This window comes from Flavobacterium sp. MEB061 (assembly GCF_000834715.1).
Classification (GTDB): Bacteria; Bacteroidota; Bacteroidia; order Flavobacteriales; family Flavobacteriaceae; genus Flavobacterium; species Flavobacterium pectinovorum.
This window is the reverse complement of sequence record NZ_JXQR01000023.1, coordinates 1-26072: the sequence shown is the minus strand read 5'-3', so window position 1 is coordinate 26072 and position 26072 is coordinate 1. Positions and strand designations below refer to the sequence as shown.

General features: G+C 32.5%; 27 protein-coding genes. 18 read left to right on the top strand and 9 right to left on the bottom strand.

All coding sequences use genetic code 11. The annotated features are described in order from the left end of the window. Positions 1-12: 12 nt before the first annotated feature. Together prmC and RT99_RS12735 are read right to left on the bottom strand one after the other, a co-directional pair. Positions 13-876 carry a peptide chain release factor N(5)-glutamine methyltransferase gene (gene prmC / locus RT99_RS12740; protein ID WP_042565141.1) on the bottom strand — a complete coding sequence of 288 codons (864 nt, stop codon included), beginning with the start codon at positions 874-876 and terminating at the stop codon, positions 13-15. A gap of 80 nt (positions 877-956) precedes the next feature. After that, complete coding sequence (locus RT99_RS12735) at positions 957-1442, bottom strand: GNAT family N-acetyltransferase (protein WP_042565140.1); 486 nt, start codon at positions 1440-1442, stop codon at positions 957-959. Between the two features lie 127 nt (positions 1443-1569). Here RT99_RS12735 and ribD point away from each other — a divergent pair, with 127 nt between their 5' ends. The 3 genes from ribD to RT99_RS12720 all read left to right on the top strand — a co-directional run bounded on the left by ribD (position 1570) and on the right by RT99_RS12720 (position 4096). Next, positions 1570-2619 carry a bifunctional diaminohydroxyphosphoribosylaminopyrimidine deaminase/5-amino-6-(5-phosphoribosylamino)uracil reductase RibD gene (gene ribD, locus RT99_RS12730; protein WP_042565250.1) on the top strand — a complete coding sequence of 350 codons (1050 nt, stop codon included), beginning with the start codon at positions 1570-1572 and terminating at the stop codon, positions 2617-2619. Next, on the top strand, positions 2612-3214 hold the full coding sequence (locus tag RT99_RS12725; RefSeq protein WP_042565139.1) for an HAD family phosphatase: 603 nt from the start codon (positions 2612-2614) through the stop codon (positions 3212-3214). The genes ribD and RT99_RS12725 overlap by 8 nt, the downstream gene beginning before the upstream one ends. 249 nt (positions 3215-3463) lie before the next feature. Continuing rightward, positions 3464-4096 carry a YigZ family protein gene (locus RT99_RS12720; RefSeq protein WP_042565138.1) on the top strand — a complete coding sequence of 211 codons (633 nt, stop codon included), beginning with the start codon at positions 3464-3466 and terminating at the stop codon, positions 4094-4096. A 31-nt stretch (positions 4097-4127) separates the two neighbouring features. Here the strand turns inward: RT99_RS12720 and RT99_RS12715 are convergent, their stop codons facing one another. After that, on the bottom strand, positions 4128-4532 hold the full coding sequence (locus RT99_RS12715) for a thioesterase family protein (protein ID WP_042565137.1): 405 nt from the start codon (positions 4530-4532) through the stop codon (positions 4128-4130). 187 nt (positions 4533-4719) lie between these two features. On the opposite strand from RT99_RS12715, the gene dnaA reads away from it, so the two are divergent. The 12 genes from dnaA to scpA all read left to right on the top strand — a co-directional run bounded on the left by dnaA (position 4720) and on the right by scpA (position 15368). Beyond that, positions 4720-6147 (top strand): chromosomal replication initiator protein DnaA, encoded by a 1428-nt coding sequence (dnaA, locus tag RT99_RS12710; protein ID WP_042565136.1) that lies wholly within the window; start codon positions 4720-4722, stop codon positions 6145-6147. A 9-nt stretch (positions 6148-6156) separates the two neighbouring features. After that, on the top strand, positions 6157-6624 hold the full coding sequence (locus tag RT99_RS12705) for a low molecular weight protein-tyrosine-phosphatase (protein WP_042565135.1): 468 nt from the start codon (positions 6157-6159) through the stop codon (positions 6622-6624). Between the two features lie 72 nt (positions 6625-6696). Continuing rightward, a complete protein-coding gene (locus RT99_RS12700) occupies positions 6697-7410 on the top strand; it encodes an SAM-dependent methyltransferase (RefSeq protein WP_042565134.1) in 714 nt (237 codons plus the stop codon). Between the two features lie 19 nt (positions 7411-7429). Next, positions 7430-7855, top strand: a complete 426-nt coding sequence (locus RT99_RS12695) for an energy transducer TonB (protein WP_052483662.1) — start codon at positions 7430-7432, stop codon at positions 7853-7855. A 48-nt stretch (positions 7856-7903) separates the two neighbouring features. After that, positions 7904-9031 (top strand): methionine aminotransferase, encoded by a 1128-nt coding sequence (locus RT99_RS12690; RefSeq protein WP_042565133.1) that lies wholly within the window; start codon positions 7904-7906, stop codon positions 9029-9031. A 74-nt stretch (positions 9032-9105) separates the two neighbouring features. After that, on the top strand, positions 9106-9987 hold the full coding sequence (locus RT99_RS12685) for an SDR family oxidoreductase (RefSeq protein WP_042565132.1): 882 nt from the start codon (positions 9106-9108) through the stop codon (positions 9985-9987). Between the two features lie 275 nt (positions 9988-10262). Further along, positions 10263-10871, top strand: coding sequence for a uridine kinase (gene udk, locus RT99_RS12680; protein ID WP_042565131.1), 609 nt, complete (start codon positions 10263-10265; stop codon positions 10869-10871). A gap of 78 nt (positions 10872-10949) precedes the next feature. Next, positions 10950-11276, top strand: a complete 327-nt coding sequence (locus RT99_RS12675; RefSeq protein WP_042565130.1) for a septum formation initiator family protein — start codon at positions 10950-10952, stop codon at positions 11274-11276. Between the two features lie 17 nt (positions 11277-11293). After that, on the top strand, positions 11294-12658 hold the full coding sequence (locus RT99_RS12670; protein WP_042565129.1) for a methylmalonyl-CoA mutase subunit beta: 1365 nt from the start codon (positions 11294-11296) through the stop codon (positions 12656-12658). A gap of 44 nt (positions 12659-12702) precedes the next feature. Continuing rightward, a complete protein-coding gene (locus RT99_RS12665; RefSeq protein ID WP_042565128.1) occupies positions 12703-12939 on the top strand; it encodes a hypothetical protein in 237 nt (78 codons plus the stop codon). Continuing rightward, complete coding sequence (locus RT99_RS12660; RefSeq protein ID WP_042565127.1) at positions 12929-13219, top strand: type II toxin-antitoxin system RelE/ParE family toxin; 291 nt, start codon at positions 12929-12931, stop codon at positions 13217-13219. Before RT99_RS12665 ends, RT99_RS12660 begins: the two co-directional genes overlap by 11 nt. A gap of 16 nt (positions 13220-13235) precedes the next feature. Beyond that, the gene (gene scpA, locus RT99_RS12655) at positions 13236-15368 is read left to right on the top strand and encodes a methylmalonyl-CoA mutase (protein WP_042565126.1); all 2133 of its coding nucleotides are present in this window, start codon (positions 13236-13238) and stop codon (positions 15366-15368) included. Between the two features lie 54 nt (positions 15369-15422). Here the strand turns inward: scpA and RT99_RS12650 are convergent, their stop codons facing one another. The 4 genes from RT99_RS12650 to dapF all read right to left on the bottom strand — a co-directional run bounded on the left by RT99_RS12650 (position 15423) and on the right by dapF (position 19056). Further along, complete coding sequence (locus RT99_RS12650) at positions 15423-16070, bottom strand: hypothetical protein (protein ID WP_042565125.1); 648 nt, start codon at positions 16068-16070, stop codon at positions 15423-15425. A 512-nt stretch (positions 16071-16582) separates the two neighbouring features. Beyond that, complete coding sequence (gene mltG, locus RT99_RS12645; protein ID WP_042565124.1) at positions 16583-17623, bottom strand: endolytic transglycosylase MltG; 1041 nt, start codon at positions 17621-17623, stop codon at positions 16583-16585. 10 nt (positions 17624-17633) lie between these two features. Then, positions 17634-18167, bottom strand: a complete 534-nt coding sequence (locus tag RT99_RS12640; RefSeq protein ID WP_042565123.1) for a GNAT family N-acetyltransferase — start codon at positions 18165-18167, stop codon at positions 17634-17636. Positions 18168-18273: 106 nt separating this feature from the next. Continuing rightward, complete coding sequence (dapF, locus tag RT99_RS12635; protein ID WP_042565122.1) at positions 18274-19056, bottom strand: diaminopimelate epimerase; 783 nt, start codon at positions 19054-19056, stop codon at positions 18274-18276. 140 nt (positions 19057-19196) lie between these two features. On the opposite strand from dapF, the gene RT99_RS12630 reads away from it, so the two are divergent. Further along, the gene (locus RT99_RS12630) at positions 19197-20597 is read left to right on the top strand and encodes a trypsin-like peptidase domain-containing protein (protein ID WP_042565121.1); all 1401 of its coding nucleotides are present in this window, start codon (positions 19197-19199) and stop codon (positions 20595-20597) included. A 221-nt stretch (positions 20598-20818) separates the two neighbouring features. Further along, the gene (locus tag RT99_RS12625; protein ID WP_042565120.1) at positions 20819-22267 is read left to right on the top strand and encodes a glyceraldehyde-3-phosphate dehydrogenase; all 1449 of its coding nucleotides are present in this window, start codon (positions 20819-20821) and stop codon (positions 22265-22267) included. Between the two features lie 60 nt (positions 22268-22327). Here the strand turns inward: RT99_RS12625 and RT99_RS12620 are convergent, their stop codons facing one another. Further along, positions 22328-22786: an Lrp/AsnC family transcriptional regulator gene (locus RT99_RS12620; RefSeq protein ID WP_042565119.1), complete on the bottom strand. Its 459-nt coding sequence runs from the start codon at positions 22784-22786 to the stop codon at positions 22328-22330. Positions 22787-22985: 199 nt separating this feature from the next. On the opposite strand from RT99_RS12620, the gene ald reads away from it, so the two are divergent. Next, entirely contained in the window at positions 22986-24104 is a 1119-nt protein-coding gene (ald, locus tag RT99_RS12615; RefSeq protein WP_042565118.1) for an alanine dehydrogenase, read from the top strand. A 120-nt stretch (positions 24105-24224) separates the two neighbouring features. On the opposite strand, the gene pafA is transcribed toward ald, so the two are convergent. Then, positions 24225-25856: an alkaline phosphatase PafA gene (pafA, locus tag RT99_RS12610; protein ID WP_042565117.1), complete on the bottom strand. Its 1632-nt coding sequence runs from the start codon at positions 25854-25856 to the stop codon at positions 24225-24227. Positions 25857-26072: the final 216 nt, after the last annotated feature.

The following is a 26072-nucleotide window of genomic DNA, read 5'->3' as shown; positions in this document are numbered from 1 at the left end:
TAATATCTTCTTCTACAAGTTTTTAGAAACCTTGCAGGAAATCATACGGTCATTATCGTAAATATCTTTTCTTAATTCGATGTTTTTAAAATCCATTTTCTCCAGTAAATCAGTCATTTCATTTCCTAAATACTGATTGATTTCAAAAAACAATTGCCCCTTATCTTTAAGTCCGCTTTTTGCCAAAGCAGCTATTTTTCTATAAAAAATCAAAGCATCGTTATCATCTACAAAAAGTGCCAAATGTGGTTCGTAATCCAAGACATTTTTTTTGATTTCTTCTTTTTCTAAGTTACGAACATAAGGCGGATTAGAAACAATAATATCAAAATTACAGGTAAGCACATCTGTATCTAAAATATTCTGATACATAAAAGTAACATCTACATTGTTATTGATGGCATTTCTTTTTGCGGTTTCTATCGCTTTTTTTGAAACATCGATTCCGTAAACTTCGGCATTTGGGAGATTTTTTGCCAAAGAAATTGCAATACACCCACTACCGGTTCCGATATCTAAAATTTTTATTTTTTTAGATTTCCCTTCTTTGTTTTCATTAATAATCCATTCGACCAATTCTTCCGTTTCGGGTCTCGGAATCAAAACATTTTCATTTACTTCAAAATCCAAACCGTAAAAATTTGTTTTCCCAAGTAAATACTGAATTGGAACTTCTTTTTTCAGCTCGTTTAAAAAACCACCCCAAATAGCAAGATCAGCATCTGAAAAAGTTAATTCATGATTGAGCGCCAAATCAATTTGCCTAAGCTTGTGTTTATTTTCTAATATTAAATAAAAAAAACTCTCTGCTTCATAAGCATCATAAAAAGGAGAAAGTTCTTTTATAAATTGAGTTCTATATTGTTTGATTCTCATTTCGTTTTGAGCATTTTTTAGCTAAATCCAACCCTGTTCTACAATAAGTATTGCAAATTAAAAATTGTTACAATCTTATTTTACAATTCCTTCAACATCCAAACCGGACAAGAACTATGTCCAGTACAACCTAACGGAGCATCTAAATACTCAAAACCTGATTTTTTATATAATTTTTGAGCGGCATGCATAAAAGGCATCGTCTCTATATAACATTTCTCAAAGCCAAAATCTCTGGCCTGCAACAAGCATTTTTCCATCATTTGACTTCCAATTCCTAATCCGCGGGTTTTAGGCAAAAAATACATCTTTTGCAATTCGCAAATTTTTGGATCACCATTTTCTAAAGGCGCAATGCCGGAACAGCCTACAATTTCACCTTCATTTTCCACAACAAAATAAACAGATTGTGGTTTGTTATATTCTTCAAACATCAAATCTAAATACGGATCTGCATAAGCTGTTCCTACTTTCGGAATTTCCATTTCGTCAAAAACCGATCTTATTAATTGGGCAACTGCCTGATTGTCTTCTTTTTTAATTCTTCTGATAATCCAATTTTCCATATTTCAAATTCGTCTGATATATTACAAAAGTAGAAATACTTTTCCGATAGTTTTATAACAAATCAGAATGTTTCACAACTATACCAAATCTATCGGCAATAAAGGCAAAAATAACTACTTTTGTAAAGTGAATATACATGAGAAATATATAAAGCGTTGCATTGAATTGGCCCGAAATGGCTTTGGAACTACATATCCAAACCCGATGGTGGGAAGTGTAATCGTTTATGAAGATAGAATTATTGGCGAAGGATGGCATAAAAAAGCTGGAGAACCTCACGCCGAAGTCAATGCCGTTCGATCTGTAAAAGACAAATCACTTTTAAAAAAAGCAACAATTTATGTAAGTTTAGAACCTTGCAGTCATTTTGGAAAAACGCCTCCGTGCTGTGATTTAATTATTGCAAATGAAATTCCGAATGTTGTAGTGGGAACTGTTGATCCCAATGAAAAAGTAGCCGGAAACGGAATCAGGAAATTAATTGCCGCCGGAACCAATGTTACGGTTGGCGTTTTAGAAAAAGAATGCAACGAACTTAATAAACGCTTTTTTACTTTTCATAATAAAAAGAGACCTTATATTATTTTGAAATGGGCAGAAAGTCAGGATGGATTTTTGGCTCCCGAAAAAAATATAAACCAGGACAGAAAACCCGTTTGGATTACCAATCAATATTCGAGACAATTGGTACATAAATGGCGAAGTGAAGAACAGTCAATTTTAGTGGGAACGCAGACGGTTATTGATGACAATCCAAAATTGAACACAAGAGATTGGGCTGGTAATAATCCGGTAAGAGTAGTTTTAGATCAAAATAATAGAATTTCTAAAGACAGTTTTATTTTTGATGACAGCGTAAAAACGATTGTGTTTACAAAATCTGAAAGCAACTCTTCTACAGAAAACACAACTTTTGAAATAATTGATTTTGATCAGAATATAATTCAGCAGATTTTAGATGTTTTATATCAAAATCAAATTCAATCGATTATTATTGAAGGAGGTTTAAAAACCTTACAATCTTTTATAGATAAAAACGTTTGGGATGAAGCGAGAATTTTTATCGGAAAAACTTCTTTTGAAAAAGGAACTAAAGCTCCAATCATTTCGAAGAAAAATACAACCAAAACTTTCATTCAGGACGATGAATTAATATACGTTAGAAATCATGATTGATACTATAATTTTTGACTTTGGAGATATTTTTATCAATTTAGATAAACAAGCCACTATTTCGGGATTACAGAAATTAGGAATGACGGAATGGAATTCTGAATTTGACCGATTAAATCTTTTGTTTGAAACGGGAGATATTTCGTATGATGATTTTTTGGCAGGTTTTCAGGAACAGCTTCCAAATGCCTCTAAAGAAGAAATCCTGCAGGCATGGAATGCCGTTTTGGCTGATTTTCCATTGTACCGATTAGAATTTTTGCAAATGCTTTCAAAAAAATACCGTTTGTTTTTATTGAGTAATACTGATACTATTCATATTGAAACTTTTCAAAATACAACTGGGATTTCATTCTACAGCGATTTTTACCAATGCTTTGAAAAAGTTTATTTTTCTTTTGAAATTGGAAAGCGAAAACCAAATCCTGAAGCTTATCAATACATCATTAATAAACACGAATTATCTCCAAAACGAACTTTGTTTGTAGATGATAAAAAAGAAAACACAGATGCAGCCGCAGCTTTAGGTCTTCATATCTGGAATTTACAGGTTGGCAAGGAAGATGTTGTGGATTTATTTGATAAAAAGATATTGTAGATCATATTTTTGCCACAGATTTTACAGGTTAGGATGATTTATAATTCGTGAATTCGTGGCGTATCTTAACCACAAAGTTCGCCAAGATTTTAATGGATTAAGAATACAAAGTTCGCAAACCTTTGTATTGATTTAGCTTTGCGAACTTTAAACCTTGCAAACAGGCAACTAATAATAATACCTTCGCGAACTTTGCGGTAAAATTAAACTCTGTAAAAAAAAATTTAAACATAATTTAGAAATTTACTTTTGGAATATAACGATACGTATCAAACCATTGCTTTAGAATCTGAGGAAATACTTTTTAAGGAAAAAGGAAGTAAGTTCTTTGGTTATGCTTTTCCTATCGAAAATGAGGATGCCGTAAAACCTATTATCGAAAACTTAAAAAAGCAGCATCCGAATGCGGTACATTATTGTTATGCATATCAAATTGGTACGGCTCCAAAAATTTCTTATCGTGCTAATGATGATGGCGAACCAAGCAACACGGCCGGAGCACCAATTTACGGTCAGATACAATCTTTTGGTCTGACTAACGTTCTTGTAGTGGTCGTTCGCATTTTTGGTGGAATTAAATTGGGCGTTGGCGGATTAATCGCAGCTTACAAAACAACAGCACAAATGGCATTGGAAGTTTGTGAAATTGTAGAAAAAACAATTGATGTGCATTTTTTAATTTCTTTTGATTACAAAAACATGAATAAAGTAATGCGGGTAATTAAAGAAAAGAAGCTGGAAATTGTTTCTCAGGAAATGGAAATTGATGAAGAATCAGGTTTGCCAATTGGAAAAATTAGTACAAAAACGCGAAAAAAAAATGCCGAAATGATATTCGACATTTTTGATTTAATGTTTGAAATCGACATCAAAATTATATAATTTGATATAAAAACACAGTGCGTTTTAACAATTATACAAGCGTTTTAAATAATTCTAAAATATAATCCGGAGGAGCTGTTGGGCGACCTGTTTTTAACGAAATAAATACTAAAATAAACACCGCAGTTGTTAATAACTCATTCGCTTCATTATAGATTGCACAGTCAAATTCAATCTTAACAGAAGACTGACTTTTGAAAGTTGTATGAATTGTAAGAAGCTCATCGTAACGGGCCGATTTTTTATAATTTATTTGCATTGAAACAATTGGCAATCCAATTCCGCTTTCTTCCATGCTTTTATACGAAATCCCTTTATTTCTAAGCCATTCCACGCGTCCTATCTCAAAATAAGGGATGTAATTTCCGTGATAAACGACTCCCATTTGATCAGTTTCAGAGTAACGAACACGCACTTGCGTTTGATGATTTTTCATTATTTATATATTAAAAAAAATTAATTTTCAAAAGCCGCCTTACAACATTTTTTTATAAAATTAGAGGGCAAAATATTTTTTTTTACAGAAATTTGTTCACATATTTGTTATCCCGAAATACGGAATAAAATTGCTCCTTTTTTATTAGGAGAATCTTTATCAATAATAAAAAAATTTATCTGAATTTATGACTAAAACTGCTCAATCGGTATGGGAAAACTGTTTGTCCTTTATAAAAGACAATATTCAAGATCAAGCCTATAAAACTTGGTTTGAACCAATCAAATCAGTTGAGCTAACCGACAACGCGTTATATATTCAGGTACCAAGTAAATTTTTCTACGAATGGCTCGAAGAGCATTACGTTAAATTATTGAAAGTTGCGCTTACCAAAGAACTGGGAAAAAACGCAAAGTTACTCTATAAAATTAAAATGGAAAACACTTATGGCAATAAACAACCGTTTACCGAACAGTTGCCAAGTGCCAACAGAGTGCCAATGAAACCGCAAGAGGTTGATGCTCCGTTTAAAAACTTAAATCCAGAACTTAAAAATCCGTTTGTAATTCCGGGAATTAGAAATTTAAAAATTGAATCGCAGTTAAATGCAAACTACAGTTTTGATAATTTCTTAGAAGGAGATTCAAACCGCTTGGCCCGTTCTGCAGGTATGGCTGTTGCTAATAAACCTGGAGGAACTTCATTTAATCCGTTATTGATTTTTGGTGGAGTTGGTTTAGGAAAAACACACTTAGCACATGCAATTGGTGTTGAAGTAAAAGATAAATATCCTGAAAAAACAGTTTTATATATTTCTGCCGAAATTTTCACACAACAATATATTGATTCTGTAAAAAAGAATAATCGTAATGATTTTATCCATTTTTATCAGTTAATCGACGTTTTGATTATTGATGATGTTCAGTTTTTATCAGGAAAATCAGGAACTCAGGATGTATTTTTCCATATTTTCAATTATCTGCACCAAAACGGAAAACAGGTAATTTTAACTTCGGATAAAGCTCCTGTTGATATGCAGGATATTGAGCAACGTTTGCTTTCTCGTTTTAAATGGGGATTATCTGCAGAGTTACACCAACCTGATTACGAAACTCGTATTTCGATTTTGAAAAACATACTTTACCGCGATGGTGTTGAAATACCGGAAGACATTATTGAATATGTTGCACGCAATATCAAAACCAATGTTCGTGAACTTGAAGGTGCAATTATATCCTTAATCGCACAATCTTCTTTCAATAAAAAGGAAGTTACAATTGAGTTGGCTAAAAGCGTTGTAGAGAAATTTGTTAAAAACGTAAAGAGAGAAATCTCTATCGATTATATTCAAAAAATTGTGTCAGATTATTTTCAGTTGGATATTGAAACACTTCAATCTAAAACCAGAAAAAGACACGTGGTTCAGGCGAGACAATTGGCTATGTTTTTCGCAAAGAAATTTACTAAAGCTTCTTTGGCAAACATTGGTTCGCAAATTGGAGATCGCGATCATGCTACCGTATTACACGCTTGCAAAACAGTTGACAATTTAGTTTCGACAGACAAACAATTCAAGAAATTTGTAGAAGACATCAACAAAAAATTAACGCTATAAACGCGCATCATGCCAGTAAAAATTTTAATGGTTTGTTTGGGAAATATCTGCAGATCGCCTTTGGCCGAAGGTATTTTAGCATCAAAACTACAAAACGAAAAATTTATTGTTGATTCGGCCGGAACTGGTTCCTGGCATGTAGGTCATTCGCCAGATAAACGTTCTATCGCCGTTGCTCAAAAAAATGGTTTGTGCATTGATGGCCAAAAAGGAAGACAATTTAAAATTTCTGATTTTGACGAATTTGACTATATATATGTAATGGACAATTCGAATTATCGTGATGTTATTCATCTTGCCAAAACACCAGAACATAAAAATAAAGTTCATTTAATTCTAAATGAATTATTTCCAGATGAAAATGTAGATGTACCCGATCCTTACTTTGGTGTTTCTAACGGTTTTGATACTGTTTATCAAATGCTGGATGAAGTAACAGATATCATTGCAAAGAAACTCATCGAAAAACATTCTTAACTTATTTATTTTCAATTATTCATTGCGTAATAATTGAAAATTTTTCATTTTATAATCTATAATATACAACACATGAAACTTCAAGGAAAATTGTATTTAATTCCAACTACTATGGGCGAAAGCGATCCGATGGATGTTTTACCCCAAACAGTAAAAAGAAGTATTGAACTTATAGATTATTATATTGTTGAGAATGATAAAACCGCAAGAAAGTCAATAAAAGCAGTTTATCCTGAAAAAAAACAGTCCGAACTTGTTCTTTTTACTTTGAATAAACGTACTGAACCAAGCGAACATTTAGACTTTATTAAACCTTTATTAGAAGGAAAAAATATGGGTTTAATGAGCGAAGCAGGCTGTCCGGGAGTTGCAGATCCAGGTGCTGTAATTGTAAAATTAGCCCACGAAAAAGGAATTCAGGTTGTGCCTTTGGTTGGTCCTTCTTCTATATTATTAGCGATGATGGCTTCTGGAATGAATGGCCAAAGTTTTACTTTCAACGGATATTTGCCAATTGATAAAGACGAGAAAAAATCGGCTTTAAAGCATTTTGAGAAACTATCTCAGGATAAAAATCAATCACAAATTTTTATTGAAACTCCATACAGAAACAATAAACTGGTTGAAGATCTTTTACAAATTCTAAACCCTGCAACACATCTTTGTATTGCAACAGATATTACACTACCAACAGAATTCATTAAAACAATGCGTGTTGCTGACTGGAAAAAAATTAAGGTTGATTTGCATAATCGACCAACAATTTTCATTCTTCATAAAATGTAAATCTTAAAAACCATCCATTATGAAAAAATTTCTACTTCTGATTTTGATTTGCTTTGCCCAAGTTACATTTTCACAAACCACTAAAGAAGTTGGAAAACCTAACGTGGATGAAGTGTCAGACATAAATAATGAAAATTTAGTTTATAATACTCAAGGTGTAGATGAAAAACCTGAATTTCCTGGCGGCGTAGCTGTGTTTAATAGTTTTCTTGATAAAAATTTTATCAAGCCACCAGACAAACCGAAAATGAGAGGAAAAATCTATTTTACTTTTATCATCGAAAAAGATGGTTCATTAAGGGATATAAAAATATTAAGAGACCTTGGATATGGCACTGGCGACGAAGCTCTTCGAGTTATCAAATTAGCTCCAAAATGGAATCCCAGCAAACATAAAAATAAAGAAGTGAGAACTTTAAATGCCGGACTGATAACTGTAAGCTAAGCATATCTTCTATTTCGCTCACAAGTTTTTCCTTAATTAAACTTTATAATGAGTAAACTTCCCAACATAACTACAAGCATATTCACGGTAATGTCTAAAATGGCATCTGAATACAATGCAATTAATCTTTCGCAGGGATTTCCTAATTTTCCTGTTGATGAAAGATTAACAGATATTATTGCAAAACTTGCCAAAGAAAATGTGCATCAATATACCCCAATGTCGGGTTATCCGCCTTTGCTAAACCAGATTTCAAAATTGGTTCAAAGTTCTTATAACAGAACTATTGATCCTGAAACAGAAATTTTGGTAACGGCCGGCGCTACTCAGGGAATTTTTACTTCGATTTTGGCTTTGGTAAAAACTGACGATGAAGTGGTTATTTTAGATCCGAGTTATGATTCGTATGAATCTCCTGTTTTACTTTGTAACGCAAAACCTGTCAGGGTTGCTTTAAATGACGACTATACCCCAAATTGGGAAACGATCGAAAAAGCGTGTTCGGAAAAAACGAAAATGATTATTATTAATAATCCGCATAATCCAACAGGGAAAATCCTGACTCAAAATGATTTTTTGCAACTGGAAAAATTACTTTCAAAATATCCTGATATCCTTGTTTTATCTGATGAAGTTTATGAATACATTACTTTTGAAGAAAAACATATTTCTGCACATACTAAAAGTTTTCTTTTAGATCGTTGCATAATGGTTTCTTCTTTTGGAAAATCATTTCATATTACCGGCTGGAAAATTGGCTATACGGTAGCGCCGGAATATTTAATGAAAGAAATTAAAAAAGTACATCAATTTTTGGTTTTTAGTGTAAATAGTATTTCACAGATTGCTATTAGTCAGTATTTAAATATCGTCGATGTAAATTTACTTGGAAAATTCTATCAGGAAAAACGCGATTATTTTCAAAAATTGCTTCAAAACAGCCGATTTGAATTGAAACCATGTGAGGGAACTTATTTTCAGGTGGCATCATATGCCAACATATCAGATGAAGATGATGTCACTTTTTGCAAAAAACTAATAACTGATCATGGCGTTGCCGCGATTCCTATTTCAACTTTTTATTCTGATCATAAAGATCAAAAATTAATTCGTTTTTGTTTTGCCAAAGATGATTTCACACTGGAATCGGCAGCAAAAAAATTATCTAAAATATAAAGTTTTTTAAAATTTTATAACAATATTATGCACGCATCCTATTTTATTTAATTAATATTGTAAAAAAGAAAAGTATGAGTTATACAGATAAAATGTTACGCGACGATGCTTTAAAGGGCAAAGTTATAGTGGTTACAGGCGGCGGAAGCGGTTTAGGAAAAGCAATGACTAAATATTTTTTAGAATTAGGAGCTCAGGTAGCGATTACTTCAAGAGATTTAGAAAAGCTAAAAAATACTGCTACTGAACTTGAAACTGAAACTGGCGGAAAATGTTTACCACTTCAATGTGATGTTCGTCATTATGAAGAAGTTGAAAACATGCTTCAGGAAGTTTTAAAAACTTTCGGAAAAGTAGATGTTCTTTTAAACAATGCGGCTGGAAATTTCATTTCTCCAACAGAGCGTTTGTCTGCAAATGCATTTGATACTGTTATAGATATCGTACTTAAGGGTTCAAAAAACTGTACGCTTGCTTTTGGAAAGCACTGGATTGACAGTAAACAAAAATCGGCTACGATTTTGAATATTGTTACTACTTATGCCTGGACAGGTTCTGCGTATGTTGTGCCAAGTGCTACAGCAAAAGCCGGGGTTTTGGCTATGACAAGAAGTCTTGCAGTGGAATGGGCTAAATACGGAATTCGTTCTAATGCAATCGCTCCGGGGCCTTTCCCTACTAAAGGTGCATGGGACAGATTATTGCCTGGAGATCTTGCCGAGAAATTTGATATGGCTAAAAAAGTACCATTAAAACGTGTAGGCGATCATCAGGAATTGGCCAATTTAGCTGCTTATTTGGTTTCTGATTTTTCAGCTTATGTAAATGGAGATGTTATTACAATTGATGGAGGCGAATGGCTGAAAGGTGCAGGACAATTTAATTTATTAGAAGCGATTCCGGAAGAACTTTGGGATCAGCTTGAAATGATGATAAAAGCAAAAAAGAATAAATAATTACAAGTGCTTACTAAATTCAGAATATTTTATTAAAACTATACTGATTGCACAAATCCCGTTAGTTCGCTTTCGGGATTTTTTTTATGCTTTTCATCATATAAATAATATCTTTTTAACCATATAAGCAATATAAGTTTAACTAAGAAGTGTTTTCGCTAAATATCTTGTTGCTTAAATTTACTTCTGTTACTTATATGGTTTAAATAAATAATATGTTGAGACAATTCAGTTAAATTATTATTTTTGCCGAATAAATATATAACACCAAATTTATGCTCATTATTGGAATTGCAGGAGGAACAGGAAGTGGAAAAACAACGGTAGTGCACCAGATTATGAATGAATTACCAGACACTGAAGTGGGCGTAATTTCTCAGGATTCATACTATAAAGAAACCCATAATTTGTCTTTTGATGAAAGAGCATTAATAAATTTTGATCATCCGCGCGCTATTGATTTTGAATTGCTGGTAAAACATTTAAAAGCATTAAAAGAAGGCGAAACTATTGATCAGCCTGTTTATTCTTTTATTCAACACAACAGAACTGATGATACAGTTTCTACACATCCGAGAAAAGTAATGATTGTTGAAGGTATTTTGATTTTGACAAATCCTGAACTTCGTGAGCTTTTTGATGTCAAAGTATATGTTCACGCAGATTCTGACGAAAGATTAATTCGTCGTTTAAAACGTGATATTTCTGAAAGAGGCCGTGATATTGATGAAGTTTTAACTCGTTATCAAAACACATTAAAACCTATGCATGAGCAATTTATAGAACCATCTAAAGCTTTTGCTGATATTATCATACCAAATGACAAATACAATACTGTTGCTATTGATGTGGTTCGTGCTGTAATTAATCAGCGAATTTCATAATTTTTATCGTAAATTTATTCCATAATCCCGATAGTGATCGTGACCTGCTCTCACTATCGGGTAAAATTGAAAACTAAAATGAAAAATCCGTATAAAGACAAATCTTGGTTTAAATTTCTAGGCAATAAATATGTCTGGGTTTTACTCTTTTTTGTAGTCTGGATGTTATTTTTAGACAATTACTCTTATTTTGATCATCGTTTTTTAGACAATCAAATTAATGAACTCGAAGACAATAAAAGTTATTATAAAGAGGAAATTAAAAAGGATCAGGAACAAATCAAACAATTAAAAAATCCTGAACAAATAGAAAAATATGCCCGCGAAAAATATTTCATGAAAAAAGACAGCGAGGATATTTACATCATTCACTTTGAAGGAGACACTATTCAAGATAAAGAATAATCAGAAAAAAACACCAAATGGCTACTACCCTTTTCGACGATTTTAATCCGATTTCATCCAAACAATGGAAACAAAAAATTCAGTTTGAATTAGATGGAGCTGATTATAACGAAACCGTAATTTGGAATTCTCCCGAAGATATTCAGGTAAAACCATTTTATCACAGAGACGAATTCTTTAAAACTGCTTCTGTAAAAACAAGTGCTTCAAATTTTAAGATTTGCCAAAATATCTTTGTTTATGATATTGAAAAATCAATTCAAAGAGCCATAAACACTATCGAAAGAGGTGCTGAAAGTTTACGTTTCACCATCGAAAACGAAAAAATTGATATTCAAAAACTATTAGAAAATCTTCCTTTAGAAAATAGAACCGTTTACTTTAATTTGAAATTTATTTCAATCGATTTCGTAAAATTATTAGATACCATTTCGATTCAGAAAAAAGCAACTTTTTATTGCAATCTGGATCCTATTGGTCATTTTGCGCGAGAAGGGAACTGGTTTTCAACATCAGATAAAAATAATTTTGAAACGATTGAAAAAATTTCAAAAGCAACTACCAATCTTTCTTTACTAAGTATTGATTTGGGTTTGTATCAAAATGCAGGTGCAAATATTACACAACAAATTGCTTATAGTCTGGCTCACGCCAATGAATATCTGAATCGTTTGCCCGACATTTCTAAACCTATTGTTTTTCAGGTTTCGGTAGGAACTAATTACTTCTTTGAAATTGCAAAACTCCGTGCTTTGCGAATGCTTTTTAAATTAATTGCTGCTGAATATAATCCAGATTTGGATTGTCATTTATTAGTAACGCCAACCAAACGCAACAAAACAATTTACGATTATAATGTAAATATGCTTCGTACAACGACAGAATGCATGTCGGCTATTTTGGGCGGTGCAGATGCGGTTGCTAATTTACCTTATGATTCTTTATACCATAAAGACAATGAATTTGGCGATCGAATTGCCCGTAATCAATTATTGGTTTTAAAACATGAAAGTTATTTTGATAAAGTAAATAACCCTGCAGACGGAAGTTATTATATCGAAAGTTTAACGATGCAACTGGCAGAAAAAAGTTTGACTTTATTTAAAGATATTGAAGCCAATGGAGGTTTCCTTAAACTTTTGAACGACGGAACAATCAAAAAGAAAATTCAGGAAAGTGCTAATAAAGAGCAAGAGTTGTTTGATGCTAAAAAAGAAGTTTTGCTTGGTACAAATAAATATCCAAATAAAGAAGACAAAATGAAACATGATTTAGAATTGTTTCCTTTTGTAAAAATAAAGCCAAGAAAAACATTAATTACGCCCATTATAGAAAAAAGATTAGCTGAAAAGCTAGAACAGGAACGCCTTGAACAAGAATAAAATTCATCTCAAATCATTATATTTGAATGTAAACCTAAATAATTATGGAAGCAATTAGACAAATAATATCAGTTAAAAATCATTCTGTAACGGTTATTCTACCTCATGATTTTATAGCAGATGAAGTAGAAGTAATTATTTTACCTATACAAAATGATCCTTATAAAATTCCTCAATGGCAAGTTGATCAAGTTAGAGAAAGAACCGAAAAATATTTAAAAAATCCAAAGAATGTAACTGACATTGATGATTTTTTAAAAGAAATTGAAGATGACCTATAAAATATTAATTATTGATGAAGCTAAAGCAGATTATAAAAAATCTCTGCTTTGGTATAAAGAAAAACACCCAAAATTAGCCATAAGATTTAATGATTCCTTTAAAAGAAGTTTAGCTATTCTTAAAAAAGATCCATTACTATTTCAAATAAGATACGACAACATTCGTCTCATATTTTTAAAAACTTTTCCCTACGCCATACATTATTCTATTTATGAAAATTGTGTCGTTATTAAATCTATTTTTCACACATCGAGAGATAGTGAATTAAACATATTCTAAACAACATTTTTTAAAATTGAGAAAAGACCTTAAACATATTAATTTAAATAGTCAGAAGTCAAAAGTCGAGAATCAAAAGTACGAAGATTTGACTGATAACTTTTTTACTGCAGAAGGAATTGAACTCAAGAAAACCTATTCTGAAAAAGATATTGAAGATTTAGAGTTTCTTGATTTTGGGGCTGGTTTTGCACCCAATTTGCGCGGCCCTTACGCTACAATGTATGTGAGACGTCCGTGGACAATTCGCCAATATGCCGGATTTTCGACAGCTGAAGAAAGTAATGCTTTTTACAGAAGAAATCTTGCGGCTGGCCAAAAAGGATTATCAATAGCATTTGATTTACCAACACATCGAGGTTACGACTCTGATCATGAAAGAGTTGTTGGTGATGTTGGAAAAGCTGGCGTTGCCATAGATTCTGTTGAAGATATGAAAGTGCTTTTTGATCAGATTCCATTAGATGAAATGTCGGTTTCAATGACAATGAATGGTGCCGTTTTACCTATTATGGCATTTTATATTGTGGCTGCAGAAGAACAAGGTGTTGCCATTGAAAAACTTTCAGGAACAATTCAGAATGACATTTTGAAAGAATTTATGGTTCGAAATACCTATATCTACCCGCCAACTCCTTCGATGAAGATTATTGCTGATATTTTTGAATTTACAAGCAAAAAAATGCCGAAATTCAATTCTATCTCAATTTCCGGTTATCATATGCAGGAAGCCGGAGCAACAGCCGATATTGAATTAGCTTATACTTTGGCCGATGGATTGGAATACATTAGAACCGGATTATCAACAGGAATGTCAATTGACGACTTTGCTCCCCGCCTATCTTTCTTTTGGGCGATTGGTATGAATCATTTTATGGAGATTGCAAAAATGCGTGCCGGACGAATGATTTGGGCAAAATTGCTGCAGCAGTTTAATCCTAAAAGTGATAAATCTCTGGCATTAAGAACACATTGTCAAACGAGCGGATGGAGCTTAACAGAACAAGATCCTTTTAATAATGTTGCAAGAACTTGTATCGAAGCTACGGCAGCAGCTTTTGGCGGAACGCAATCTTTGCATACAAATGCACTTGACGAAGCCATCGCTTTGCCAACTGATTTTTCTGCCAGAATTGCACGTAATACTCAAATATATTTACAGGAAGAAACCAAAATCACCAAAACTGTAGATCCTTGGGCTGGTAGCTATTATGTCGAAAGTTTGACTAACGAGATTCTTGAAAGTACCTGGAAACTTATCGAGGAAGTCGAAGAATTAGGCGGAATGACAAAAGCCATTGAAGCCGGAATTCCAAAACTTAGAATTGAGGAAGCCGCCGCAAGAAAACAAGCCAGAATTGATAGCGGACAAGATATTATTGTTGGTGTAAACCAATATCGATTAGAAAAAGAAGATCCTTTGCATATTTTGGATGTAGACAATCAAATGGTTCGCAAACAGCAAATTGATCGATTGGAGGAAATAAAGTCGAAAAGAAATACAGAAGAAGTAAATAAATCACTCGAAAAATTAATTCTTTGTGCTAAAACCAAAGAAGGCAACTTGCTTGAAATTGCTGTTGAAGCTGCCCGAAACAGGGCAACTTTAGGAGAAATAAGCGATGCCCTTGAAACTGTTTTCGGAAGGTTCAAAGCACAAATTAAATCCTTTAGCGGTGTGTATAGTGCAGCAATAAAAAACGACGAAAATTTTGAAAAAGCCAAGCAATTAGCTAATGCTTTTGCAAAACAAGAAGGAAGACGTCCCCGAATTATGATTGCCAAAATGGGACAAGACGGTCACGACAGAGGTGCAAAAGTTGTAGCAACTGGTTATGCTGATGTTGGTTTTGATGTTGATATTGGCCCGTTATTTCAAACTCCTGCAGAAGCTGCAAAACAAGCGGTCGAAAACGATGTACATATTTTAGGCGTTTCATCGTTGGCAGCCGGACATAAAACATTGGTTCCGCAAGTTATTGAAGAACTTAAAAAGCATGGCAGAGACGATATTATGGTAATTGTTGGCGGCGTGATTCCGGCACAGGATTATCAATATTTATTTGACGCCGGAGCAGTTGCCGTTTTTGGTCCAGGGACTAAAATTAGCGAAGCTGCCATTAAAATTTTAGAAATATTAATTGATTAAAAACAATCATAAAAAAATCCCGAATAATCGGGATTTTTATTTTTTACATTTTTTTTAATCGTGTATTGTCGCGTTACTATCTGCTTCAATATAAGAAAGATCATAACCTCCAAAGGCTTTCATATAACTTCTTAACGAAGTGCCGTAAGCATCTCTAAAATGTCTGTTCCCTTTGTTTCTAAAGAAGTTTTTTACTGATCCCGCGCCACCTAAATGCGCAGCAGCTAAAATTCCTGATTCTGTAATTTCGACACCGTTAATGGTTTTCCCTTCATACCTTTCAATTTCATTACGCAAAATCCATTTATTAATAGATAATAATGCAATAAAGGCTTTTTCTTGTAAAGCAGGGTCTTTTAGGAATTCTTTGTTGTTTTTCACACCGATGGCTCTCAAAGCTTTAGAGCCAAATTGGTATTTTCCCATGTAACCAAGAGAATTTACTTTTCGGTATTTTCCCTGAGATTCTTTAAAAGCAACTGCTTCTTTAAAACCTATAAGATGATTTCCTGTGTATGGAATGTTTAAGTTTTTTTCGACAGGATAATCATCCTTGTCTTGAGATGGAAGGGAGTATTCAGATCCATCTGTTTTTTCTATTAAAAACCAAGGTTTGGTTTTTAGATTAAAGGGTTTAAACCCCAGGCTTAAAAATGTAATAATAACGATTAAACTTGTGTAATAATACCATTTCTTTATCATAAATTGTTTTTCTTCAAAACGCTGTCACCCTTTTGAAATTTCTACGGTGCAAAGATAAGAAATACAAAATAATACTGATTTTCAATGTTTTAGTAGTTTACAGAAAATCTAAAATTCCCTTTCATCCCTTTATTGATGCACTTTTCGGACGTTCGATAAAAATTAAATTAAGCTCTTAAATGGCGAAAAAAAAATCTTTAAAAACGTCATTTTTATCAAATTTTTAGCAATTTTGTTAAAATTGAAATAAAAAACCTACAATATTTAGAGCGTTTTGATTTAATTTGAATGTTTTGGGCAAAAAATTATTCTGATTTTAGGTTAAAAATCGAAGTCAAAAGGTTATTAAATTAATCTTCTTGACAAAAGAGCAAATTCAGCATTAATTAATTGCCATTTTCAATTAAAACACATTAAAATTCACATTTAAAATAGGAAGTTCATAAAGACAAATAATGAAAATAAAAAAACCGAAGCTTTAACTTCGGTTCTTAGATATATTTTATATTTTTTTATCTTGTTACTCCCTGACTAGCGATCCAGTCTGAGTATTTTTTTGCATTTACCTGATGCTGCTCATAAGTTGAAGCAAATTCATGATAACCAAAACGATCTACACTAGCACAGAAATAAATATAATCATGTTTTTCAGGGTTTAAAACAGCTTCAAGAGCCGTAATGTCCGGCATTGCAATTGGTCCTGGCGGAAGTCCTACATTCACGTAAGTGTTATATGGCGATTTCATAATCAAGTCATTATAAAAAACTCTTTTAATTACCTGATCAAAATCGTTCGCTTTTAGTTTTAATGCATAAATAACGGTTGGATCTGCTTGTAAAGGCATCGCTAAACGCAATCTGTTTAAATAAACACCTGCAATACGTGGTCTTTCATCCTTTTTTACAGATTCTTTATGAACAATAGAAGCTAAAATTGTTGCCTGAACCGGTGTTAAACCTTGTTTTTCTGCTTTTGCAATTCTTTCAGCTGTCCAGAAATTATGGTATTCCTTGATCATTTTATCACGGAATTTCACCGCAGATGTATTCCAGTAAACTTCATAAGTATTTGGAATAAACATGGCAAAAACGTTCTCTTCATTAAAACCATTTTCTTTTAAAAAAGTAGAATCTTTTATGGCTTTCATTAATGATAAACTATCAGCTTCAATTTCTGAACCTACTCTTCCTGCAAAATTCTCCAGGCGTTCCTGATTGTTAAAAGCTAGTTTAACCGGAACATTTGATCGCATTGCACGAACCAAATCAATATTATTCATGTCTTTTTTAAGCAAAAAACGACCTGATTTTACATTTTCAGGATAGCCTCTTTTATTGGCTACCATTTCAAAATTATCGTAATTCTTAAGATAAGGTTCTAATATTTTTTTTACATCTGTATAATTAGCTCCGGTTGGAACATACACATAAACTTCTTTTTCTTCGAATTTAGTATTGGCACTAAAAATTCTGCTAATTAAAATAAATCCGTAAATTATTAAAACTGAAATTACGGCTACGGCACTTAATGTGATGATTTTTTTTATACTCAAAGCTAAAAATTTAAATTTGTTTGTTAATTAACTGAAAAATTGCTTCATCTTGATAGTGGCCATTTAGCAAAATCCAATCTTTTTTAATTCCTATTTTCTCAAACCCAAATTTAGTAAAAAGAGCTATACTTGCTACATTTCCTACACTAATATTTGCATATAATTGATGTAAATTTAAATTATGAAAAGAATATTTAATTAACAACTTTAAGGCCTCAGAACCAATATTTTGGTTTCTGTTTTCTTTATTTTGAATCACAATCCCAATCCCTGCTCTGTTGTTTTTGGGATCAAATTCGAATAAATCAATCAATCCTATAGCAGGAAAATCTTCGTCCTGACAAATTGCCAAACGCAGCTGTTTTGCTTCATAAATATCCTGATGTGCATTTTCAAGATATTGGCGAACCAAAAAACGACTATATGGTGTTTGTGTATTGCTGACTTCCCAGATACTCTGATCATTTTCCATCGCATATACAAACTCTAAATCATTAGGTTCTAATGCACGCAGATAAACAGAATCGCCTTTGAGTGTGATCATTAATTTAAGATTTAAGATTTTAGACTGTAGATTTAAGCTGCAGATTTGGAATTTGGGATTTTAAAATTGGAATTTGTCTTCGACTCCGCTCAGACTGACATTTTAATTAAATTTCTATTGTTCCCTTAAAAACAAATTTTGCTGGTCCGGTCAAGAAAACATTAGAAAAATGATCTCCCATTTTGTCAAAAGAAACAACTAGTTTTCCTCCTTCAACATTTAAGTTAATTGAAGTTTTATCAGTTTGACCAGTTGCATTCATAGCGATTGCAACTGCTGTTGCTCCGGTTCCGCAAGCAAGAGTTTCATCTTCAACACCTCTTTCGTAAGTACGAAGTGAGAAAGTACTATCATCAACTTTTTTTACAAAATTTACATTACTTCCTTTTTCTCCATATAATTCGCCATAACGAATTGCAGCTCCGTTTTCTTTTACATTATAATGTTCTAAATCCTCTACAATTTGAACATGATGTGGAGAACCTGTATTTAAAAAAGTATAAGAATCTTTTTTCTGAACTTCATCAACATCAATCATTTGCAGAGAAACAATAGCATCATCCCCTACTGATGCGTGATGCAAACCATCTGTAGCAATAAAAGTGGTCTTATTGTCAATAACGCCTAATTGATTGGCAAATGCAACTAGACAACGTCCACCATTACCACACATCGAGCTTTGATTTCCGTCAGAATTATAATAAACCATTTTAAAATCGGTTTCAGAATCGTTTTCTAACAAAATTAATCCGTCTGCGCCGATCCCAAAACGTCTGTCGCATAAACGCTCTATTAATTTGATATCTTCTTTTGGGAAAAAATTAGTACGATTGTCAATCATTACAAAATCATTGCCCGTACCTTGATATTTATAAAATTCTATCTGCATTTTTACTGTATTAATAAGTACAAAAGTACGAACTATTAATTAATGAAATGTTAATCATTGTTAAAGAGCGTTAAACCATTTTACTAAATAATTTTTTCAATTAATTTTACGTGTAAATAACTTAAACCTATATTCTAATTATGAAAAGATTTTCAACCTTATTTTTAGTATCATTAATGAGTGGTGCTACTACTCTTGGTGCATACAAGTTATTATTTGAGAGTAACAATTCTTTTTTTGAAAAAGGAAATTCTGTTGTAACTCTTGCCCCCAACTCATATGGAAAAAATGTTGGTTTAGCCGCCGAAACAGTTGACTTTACCGAAGCGGCAGATAAAACAATTCACACTGTTGTACACGTAAAAAATGTGTCGCGCAGAACGGTTAGTAATCCAATGATGGAATTTTTCTATGGTTACGGAGGACAGCAACAACAGGAACAAGTAGGAACCGGTTCTGGTGTTATTATTTCTGAAGATGGTTATATCGTAACCAACAATCACGTTATTAAAGATGCAACAGAAATTGAAATTACGCTGAACAACAAAAAATCTTATAAAGCAAAATTAATTGGTACTGATTCTAAAATGGATATTGCTTTATTAAAAATTGATGCTGATGAAAAACTTCCTTACTCTGCTTTTGCCAATTCTGACAGTGTAAAAGTTGGTGAATGGGTTTTGGCAGTCGGAAACCCATATAATTTGACCTCTACTGTAACCGCTGGAATTGTTTCAGCAAAAGCCAGAAACTTAGACACAAGCGGAATACAATCATTCATTCAGACTGATGCTGCCGTAAATCCCGGAAACAGTGGTGGTGCTTTAGTTAACACACGTGGTGAGTTAATTGGTATTAATACTATGATTTCTTCAATGACAGGATCTTATGTTGGATATTCTTTTGCTGTTCCATCAAATAATGCCCGTAAAATTATTGAGGATATTATGGAATTTGGAAATGTTCAAAGAGGAATTTTAGGTGTTGAAGGTGGTGAATTAAATAGCACAGCTTCAAAAGAATTGGGCATTACTCAAACTCAGGGCTTTTACATTAGTAAGGTTTCTAAAAATTCAGGAGCTGAAAAAGCGGGTCTTACTAAAGGTGATATTATTGTAAAACTGGATGACCAGAACATTGCAACTTATGCTGATCTTTCAGGTTATATTAACACGAAAAGACCAAATGATGTTATCAAAGTTACTTATATGAAAGACGGACAAACAAAAACAGTTCCAGTGACTTTAAGCAAAAATGAATTTTTTAGTACTGAATTTAAAGGAATCGAATTAGAAAATATTGATGCCGCAGATAAAAAGAAATTCAGAATTGATTATGGTGTGAAAATTAAAAATATTACCAATGAGAATTTAGCACAATATCAAAACGAATTACAAGGCAATATCATTTTGAGTATTGATAATGTAAAAGCAACAAATGTTGAAACTGTTTCTAAACTTTTAAGTAAAAAAGATGAAGGACAAAGTGTCCGAATTGAAATGATCAATAAAAACGGCGAAATATTAAGAATAATTATTTAGTTGCAGTTATCAGTCTTAGCCTTCAGTGTCAAAAACTGAAAACTTAGACTGCGATTGAAAACTATTCATAATCCAGTCATCAAAGAGCCATCTTAGAAATTAAGGTGGCTTTTTTTTATTTTAAAATAAATGCTAAAATAGTTTACGAAATCGATTGAAATGGGTACTTTTGCGCAAAATTTTAAAATAGTGAGCATTTTATTTTTTCAATTCAATCAATTATGAGTAAAAAATCTTTGTACCAAAAAGAGGTATCATTACAAGTCGACCGAAGAAGAGCTGGCGTCGAATTAATCAAAGTCATAAGTGATTTATGGTATGACAAATCCATCGAAATGGTTTTATTTAAAAATCAATTACTGGATAAAAATGTCAGCGATATTATCAATTTACATCAATATGCAGGAGAATTTGTTGGCAAACCAATCAGTATTTTTGATTCTGTTGAAATTGCAAAAGTTATTTTATCGCTGGATTTTCCGCCTGCAAAATTAGATTTAGGAAAACTGACATACGAATATTATCTGGAAGAAGACAAATATCCGGATGCACGATATTTTGTAATGGATAAATTGAAAAAAGCCAAATCGACAAAAGAAATTCAGCCAAAAGATGTTGTTTTGTATGGTTTTGGCAGAATAGGCCGTTTATTGGCCAGAGAATTAATGTCTAAAACAGGAAAAGGAAATCAATTGCGCCTGAGAGCAATTGTAACCCGAGATAAAAACGATCCCTCTATTTTAGAAAAAAGAGCATCTTTATTACGATACGATTCTATTCATAGCGATTTTCAAGGTTCAGTTACTGTTGATCCTAAAAATAATGCTTTGATTATTAACGGAACAACCGTTCATATTATTAGTGCAAACACACCCGAAGAAATTGATTACGCAGAATATGGAATTAGTGATGCTTTAGTTATTGATAATACAGGAGCTTTTACAACAGAAGAAGCTTTAAAAAGACATTTAACTTCGAATGGAGTGAGTAAAGTTTTATTGACAGCACCAGGAAAAGGTGTCCCAAATATTGTCCATGGTGTTAATCATACTGAATACAATCCGGATCAAATAGATATTTTTTCGGCAGCATCGTGTACTACAAATGCAATAACTCCAGTTTTAAAAGTTATCGAAGATAGTTTAGGAGTTGTAAAAGGTCATTTAGAAACAATTCATGCTTATACAAACGATCAGAATCTGGTTGATAATATGCACAAAAAATACCGTCGTGGCAGAGCTGCGGCGTTAAATATGGTTATTACTGAGACTGGTGCGGGAAGTGCGGTCGCAAAAGCAATACCATCTCTTGAAGGAAAACTTACTTCAAATGCAATTAGAGTTCCGGTTCCGAATGGCTCTTTAGTTGTACTAAATCTTGAAGTTAAAAAAGCAACATCTATAGCTGCTATTAATAAAATAATGAAAAAATATGCTTTAGAAGGTGAGCTGGTAGAGCAAATCAAATATTCATTAAATAATGAACTTGTTTCTTCTGATATTGTTGGAACTTCAGCTCCATCAATTTATGATAGTAATGCAACAATTGTTTCTAAAGACGGAAAAAGCATTGTGCTTTATATTTGGTATGATAATGAATATGGTTATAGCCATCAGGTAATTCGTTTAGCAAAATATATTGCCAAAGTAAGACGTTTTACTTACTACTAAAATAAACCAAACCAACTATTTCTTAAAGCCATCAAATTTCTTGATGGTTTTTTGTTTTAATTAAATAGGTAAAACCGTCGTACTTTTTACTTCGGAAATTACAAAAACGGTATTGATTAAGGAAACTTCGGGTAAAACCGATAATTTTTTTTGATGAAAATGATGATAACTTTCCATATCCGGAATTATGATTTTCAGCATATAATCGAAGTTTCCAGATACATAGTTACACTCAACAACTTCAGGCATATTTAAAATCGACTGATTAAAACCTTCAGAAGTATCATAGGTTTGTTTCGTAAGTGTGACCTGACAATATACCGTTAAGTTATTTCCAAGCTTTTTCTTATTTAAAATTGAAACATATTTTTCAATAACCCCTTCTTTTTCAAGGCGTTTAACTCTATCATGAACTGGCGTTAATGATAAATTTATTTTGTTTGCAATATCTTTTAAGGTATAGTGTGCATCTACCTGTAAAAGACGTAGGATTTTTTTGTCAATTTCATCTAAAGCCATAACGAAAACGATATAAATAATAATTAAAAATCAGTCATTTTTTCTTTTTGAAGAATAAAAATACATCTTAAAAAGAATATTTTTCTGTAAAAATACTAAATAAAATAATATTTTCTTATTTATACATCGTTTATCCATAATATATTCTCTGTCAGTAAATTTGTAAAAACAATTTCAAAAAACTAAAAAAATATAACAAATGATAATAGGTGTTCCTAAAGAAATTAAAAATAACGAAAACCGTGTAGCTTTAACTCCAGCTGGTGTTTCTGAAATGAAAAAACATGGACATACAGTTTATGTACAATCAACTGCAGGTTTAGGAAGCGGATTTAGTGATGATGAGTATGCAAATGCAGGGGCAGTAGTTTTAGGAACTATTGAAGAAGTATATGCAATTGCAGAAATGATTATTAAAGTAAAAGAGCCAATTGCTTCTGAATATCCATTAATCAAAAAAGATCAATTACTTTTCACTTACTTTCACTTTGCATCTTCAGAACCATTAACTCATGCTATGCTTGAAAAAGGAGCTGTATGTTTAGCTTATGAAACTGTAGAAAAAGCAGATCGTAGTTTACCATTATTAGTTCCAATGTCAGAAGTTGCTGGTCGTATGGCTATTCAACAAGGAGCAAAATATCTTGAAAAACCATTAAAAGGAAGAGGAATTCTTTTAGGAGGTGTTCCAGGTGTCCCACCAGCTAAAGTATTAGTCTTAGGTGGAGGAATTGTTGGAACTCAAGCTGCAAAAATGGCTGCTGGTTTAGGAGCTCAAGTAACTATTATGGATTTAAGTTTGCCACGTTTACGTTATTTAGACGATATTATGCCTGCAAATGTAAATACAGAAATGTCTAATCACTATAATATTACAAAAGCAATTGCTACAGCTGATTTAATCGTTGGTGCAGTTTTGATTCCAGGAGCAAAAGCACCTCACTTAATTACTCGTGATATGCTTAAATTAATGCGTCCAGGAACTGTTGTTGTTGACGTTGCGGTTGATCAAGGTGGATGTATTGAAACTTGCACACCTACAACTCACGAAAACCCAACTTTCATTATTGATGATATTGTTCACTATTGTGTAGCTAATATGCCAGGAGCTGTTCCTTACACTTCAACTTTAGCTTTAACAAATGCTACTTTACCTTATGCGGTACAATTGGCTAACAAAGGATGGGAAAAAGCTTGCAATGAAAATGAAGAATTAAAAAAAGGTTTGAATATAGCTAATGGAAAAATCCTTTATAAAGGAGTTGCTGAAGCTTGGAATTTACCTTTCAACGAAGAATTAGTGTTAGCAAACGCATAGTGCTGACATTAAAATAAGTGCTTACTAAACACTCAATTTTAAAAGGCTTTTCTTAATTGAAAAGCCTTTTTTTATAGCATAAAAAAACCTGTCAATTAAAATGACAGGTTTCTAAATATCTTATTTTTTTTCATCTTTCTTTTCATCCAGAATTTCCTCCAATACTTTTGCTTCAGTTCCATTTGGGAAAGTGACTTTGATTTTCTGAGCTATTGTTGGTGCAATTTCAGTAATTGCTTTTTTGTTATAAGATTCACCTTTCTTGATATGCCAACCAAAAAATATAGCTGGTACATGAGTATCGTAACTATAAGGTGTACCGTGTGAAGTTCCTGTAGTAGAATATTCAATATCTCCCGGTTTATCGACAATAACCATATCACCATCCTGTGTGACATCATATCCTTTTGCTACAAAATTTAAGTAGTAATCATTTCCAGAATTGGCTAAAATTTCTTCTTCTGTATAAACTCTTTTTACCTGCGGCTGACTAATCAAGAATTCTTTAAAAGCTTGTTTTACTTTAATCAATTCTAAGCCTTTATCATTAATAATTTGTTTATTGAAATATAGATTAAAATTAGAATAGTTTAAAACTAAATCAACACCAAAAGTTTTAATCGAGAAGTCTTGCAAACTCTTTTTTACATCTTTAGATGGATAATTATCAACATTGTATTTACGATCTTTTAAATAGATAACATTTTCCGCACCTGCATGGTCTGCGGTTAGAAATAGTAAATAATTATCTTTTCCAATGGATTTATCTAAGTAAGTCAGAAAATCAGCAATTGTTTGATCTAATCTTAAATAGGTATCCTGAAGCTCCATAGAACGAGGTCCCAATAAATGTCCTACATAATCTGTCGAAGAAAAACTAACCGTTAAAAAATCAGTAATATTATCTTTGCCTAATTCTTCTTTTTCGATTGCCTTCATTGCAAATTCAGCCAATAAATCATTTCCATATGGAGTAGCTCTGATAATTCCGGCATCGTTTTTCTCATACATCGTTTTTAAATCGTATGGAAAAACTGGTGCCGCACTTCCATATAACTTTCCTTCATAAGGATTATTATCAGGTAAACTCTCATTATAAGTAGCAGCAGGTTTAAATAAATCCCAGCCTTTGTTAATGTAAGGCATGTAATGTTTTTCATTATTAAACTGAGTAACCCATTCCGGTAATTTTTCACCATAAAAAGTACTTGAAATAAAAGCACCAGTTTTACTATACCAAAATGCCCAATTTGCGAAATGACCAGCTGGTAAAATTGCCCCGCGATCTTTAAGACTCATTCCAATTACTTTTCCTTGAAAATTAGTAGCCATTCTCACTTCGTCGGTAATTGTAGTGCTTTGAAGATTTTTCGGTGACATAGCTCCTTCTTCTACTGTTCCATCTCCTACCGTTTTCACTCCTGCATCGTCAGTACAGTACATATCTTTTCCAAGTGTTCTGCTAAACCACTCATTACCTACAATTCCATGGGTAGAAGGCGTTGTACCTGTATAAATTGAAGCATGTCCCGGAGCGGTATATGTTGGCATATAATTGTAATGCATATTCTGAAAAACATATCCATTATTCATTAACCTTTTAAATCCATTTGGAGAAAAATCATCTGAAAATCGATATAAATATTCCATTTTCATTTGATCAACGACAATACCTACTACCAACTTAGGGCGTTGTTGAGCACTTAAATTTGCAATAACAAATAATGCCAACAATACAATATTTTTTTTCATATCTAAATTATAATATTTGAATACAAAAATACAGATTCGCATTTAAAAAGGCTAACTCACTATAATTTAAAACTCGTAATTGACTTTAATTTAACAGAACAGGAGCAATTTGGTATAGATCCTAGGATAGCCCTTCACAAACTATTTATAAAACAAAAAATCCCCATCAAATGAATGATGAGGATTCTTAAAAGAAAGGCGACGACATACTCTCCC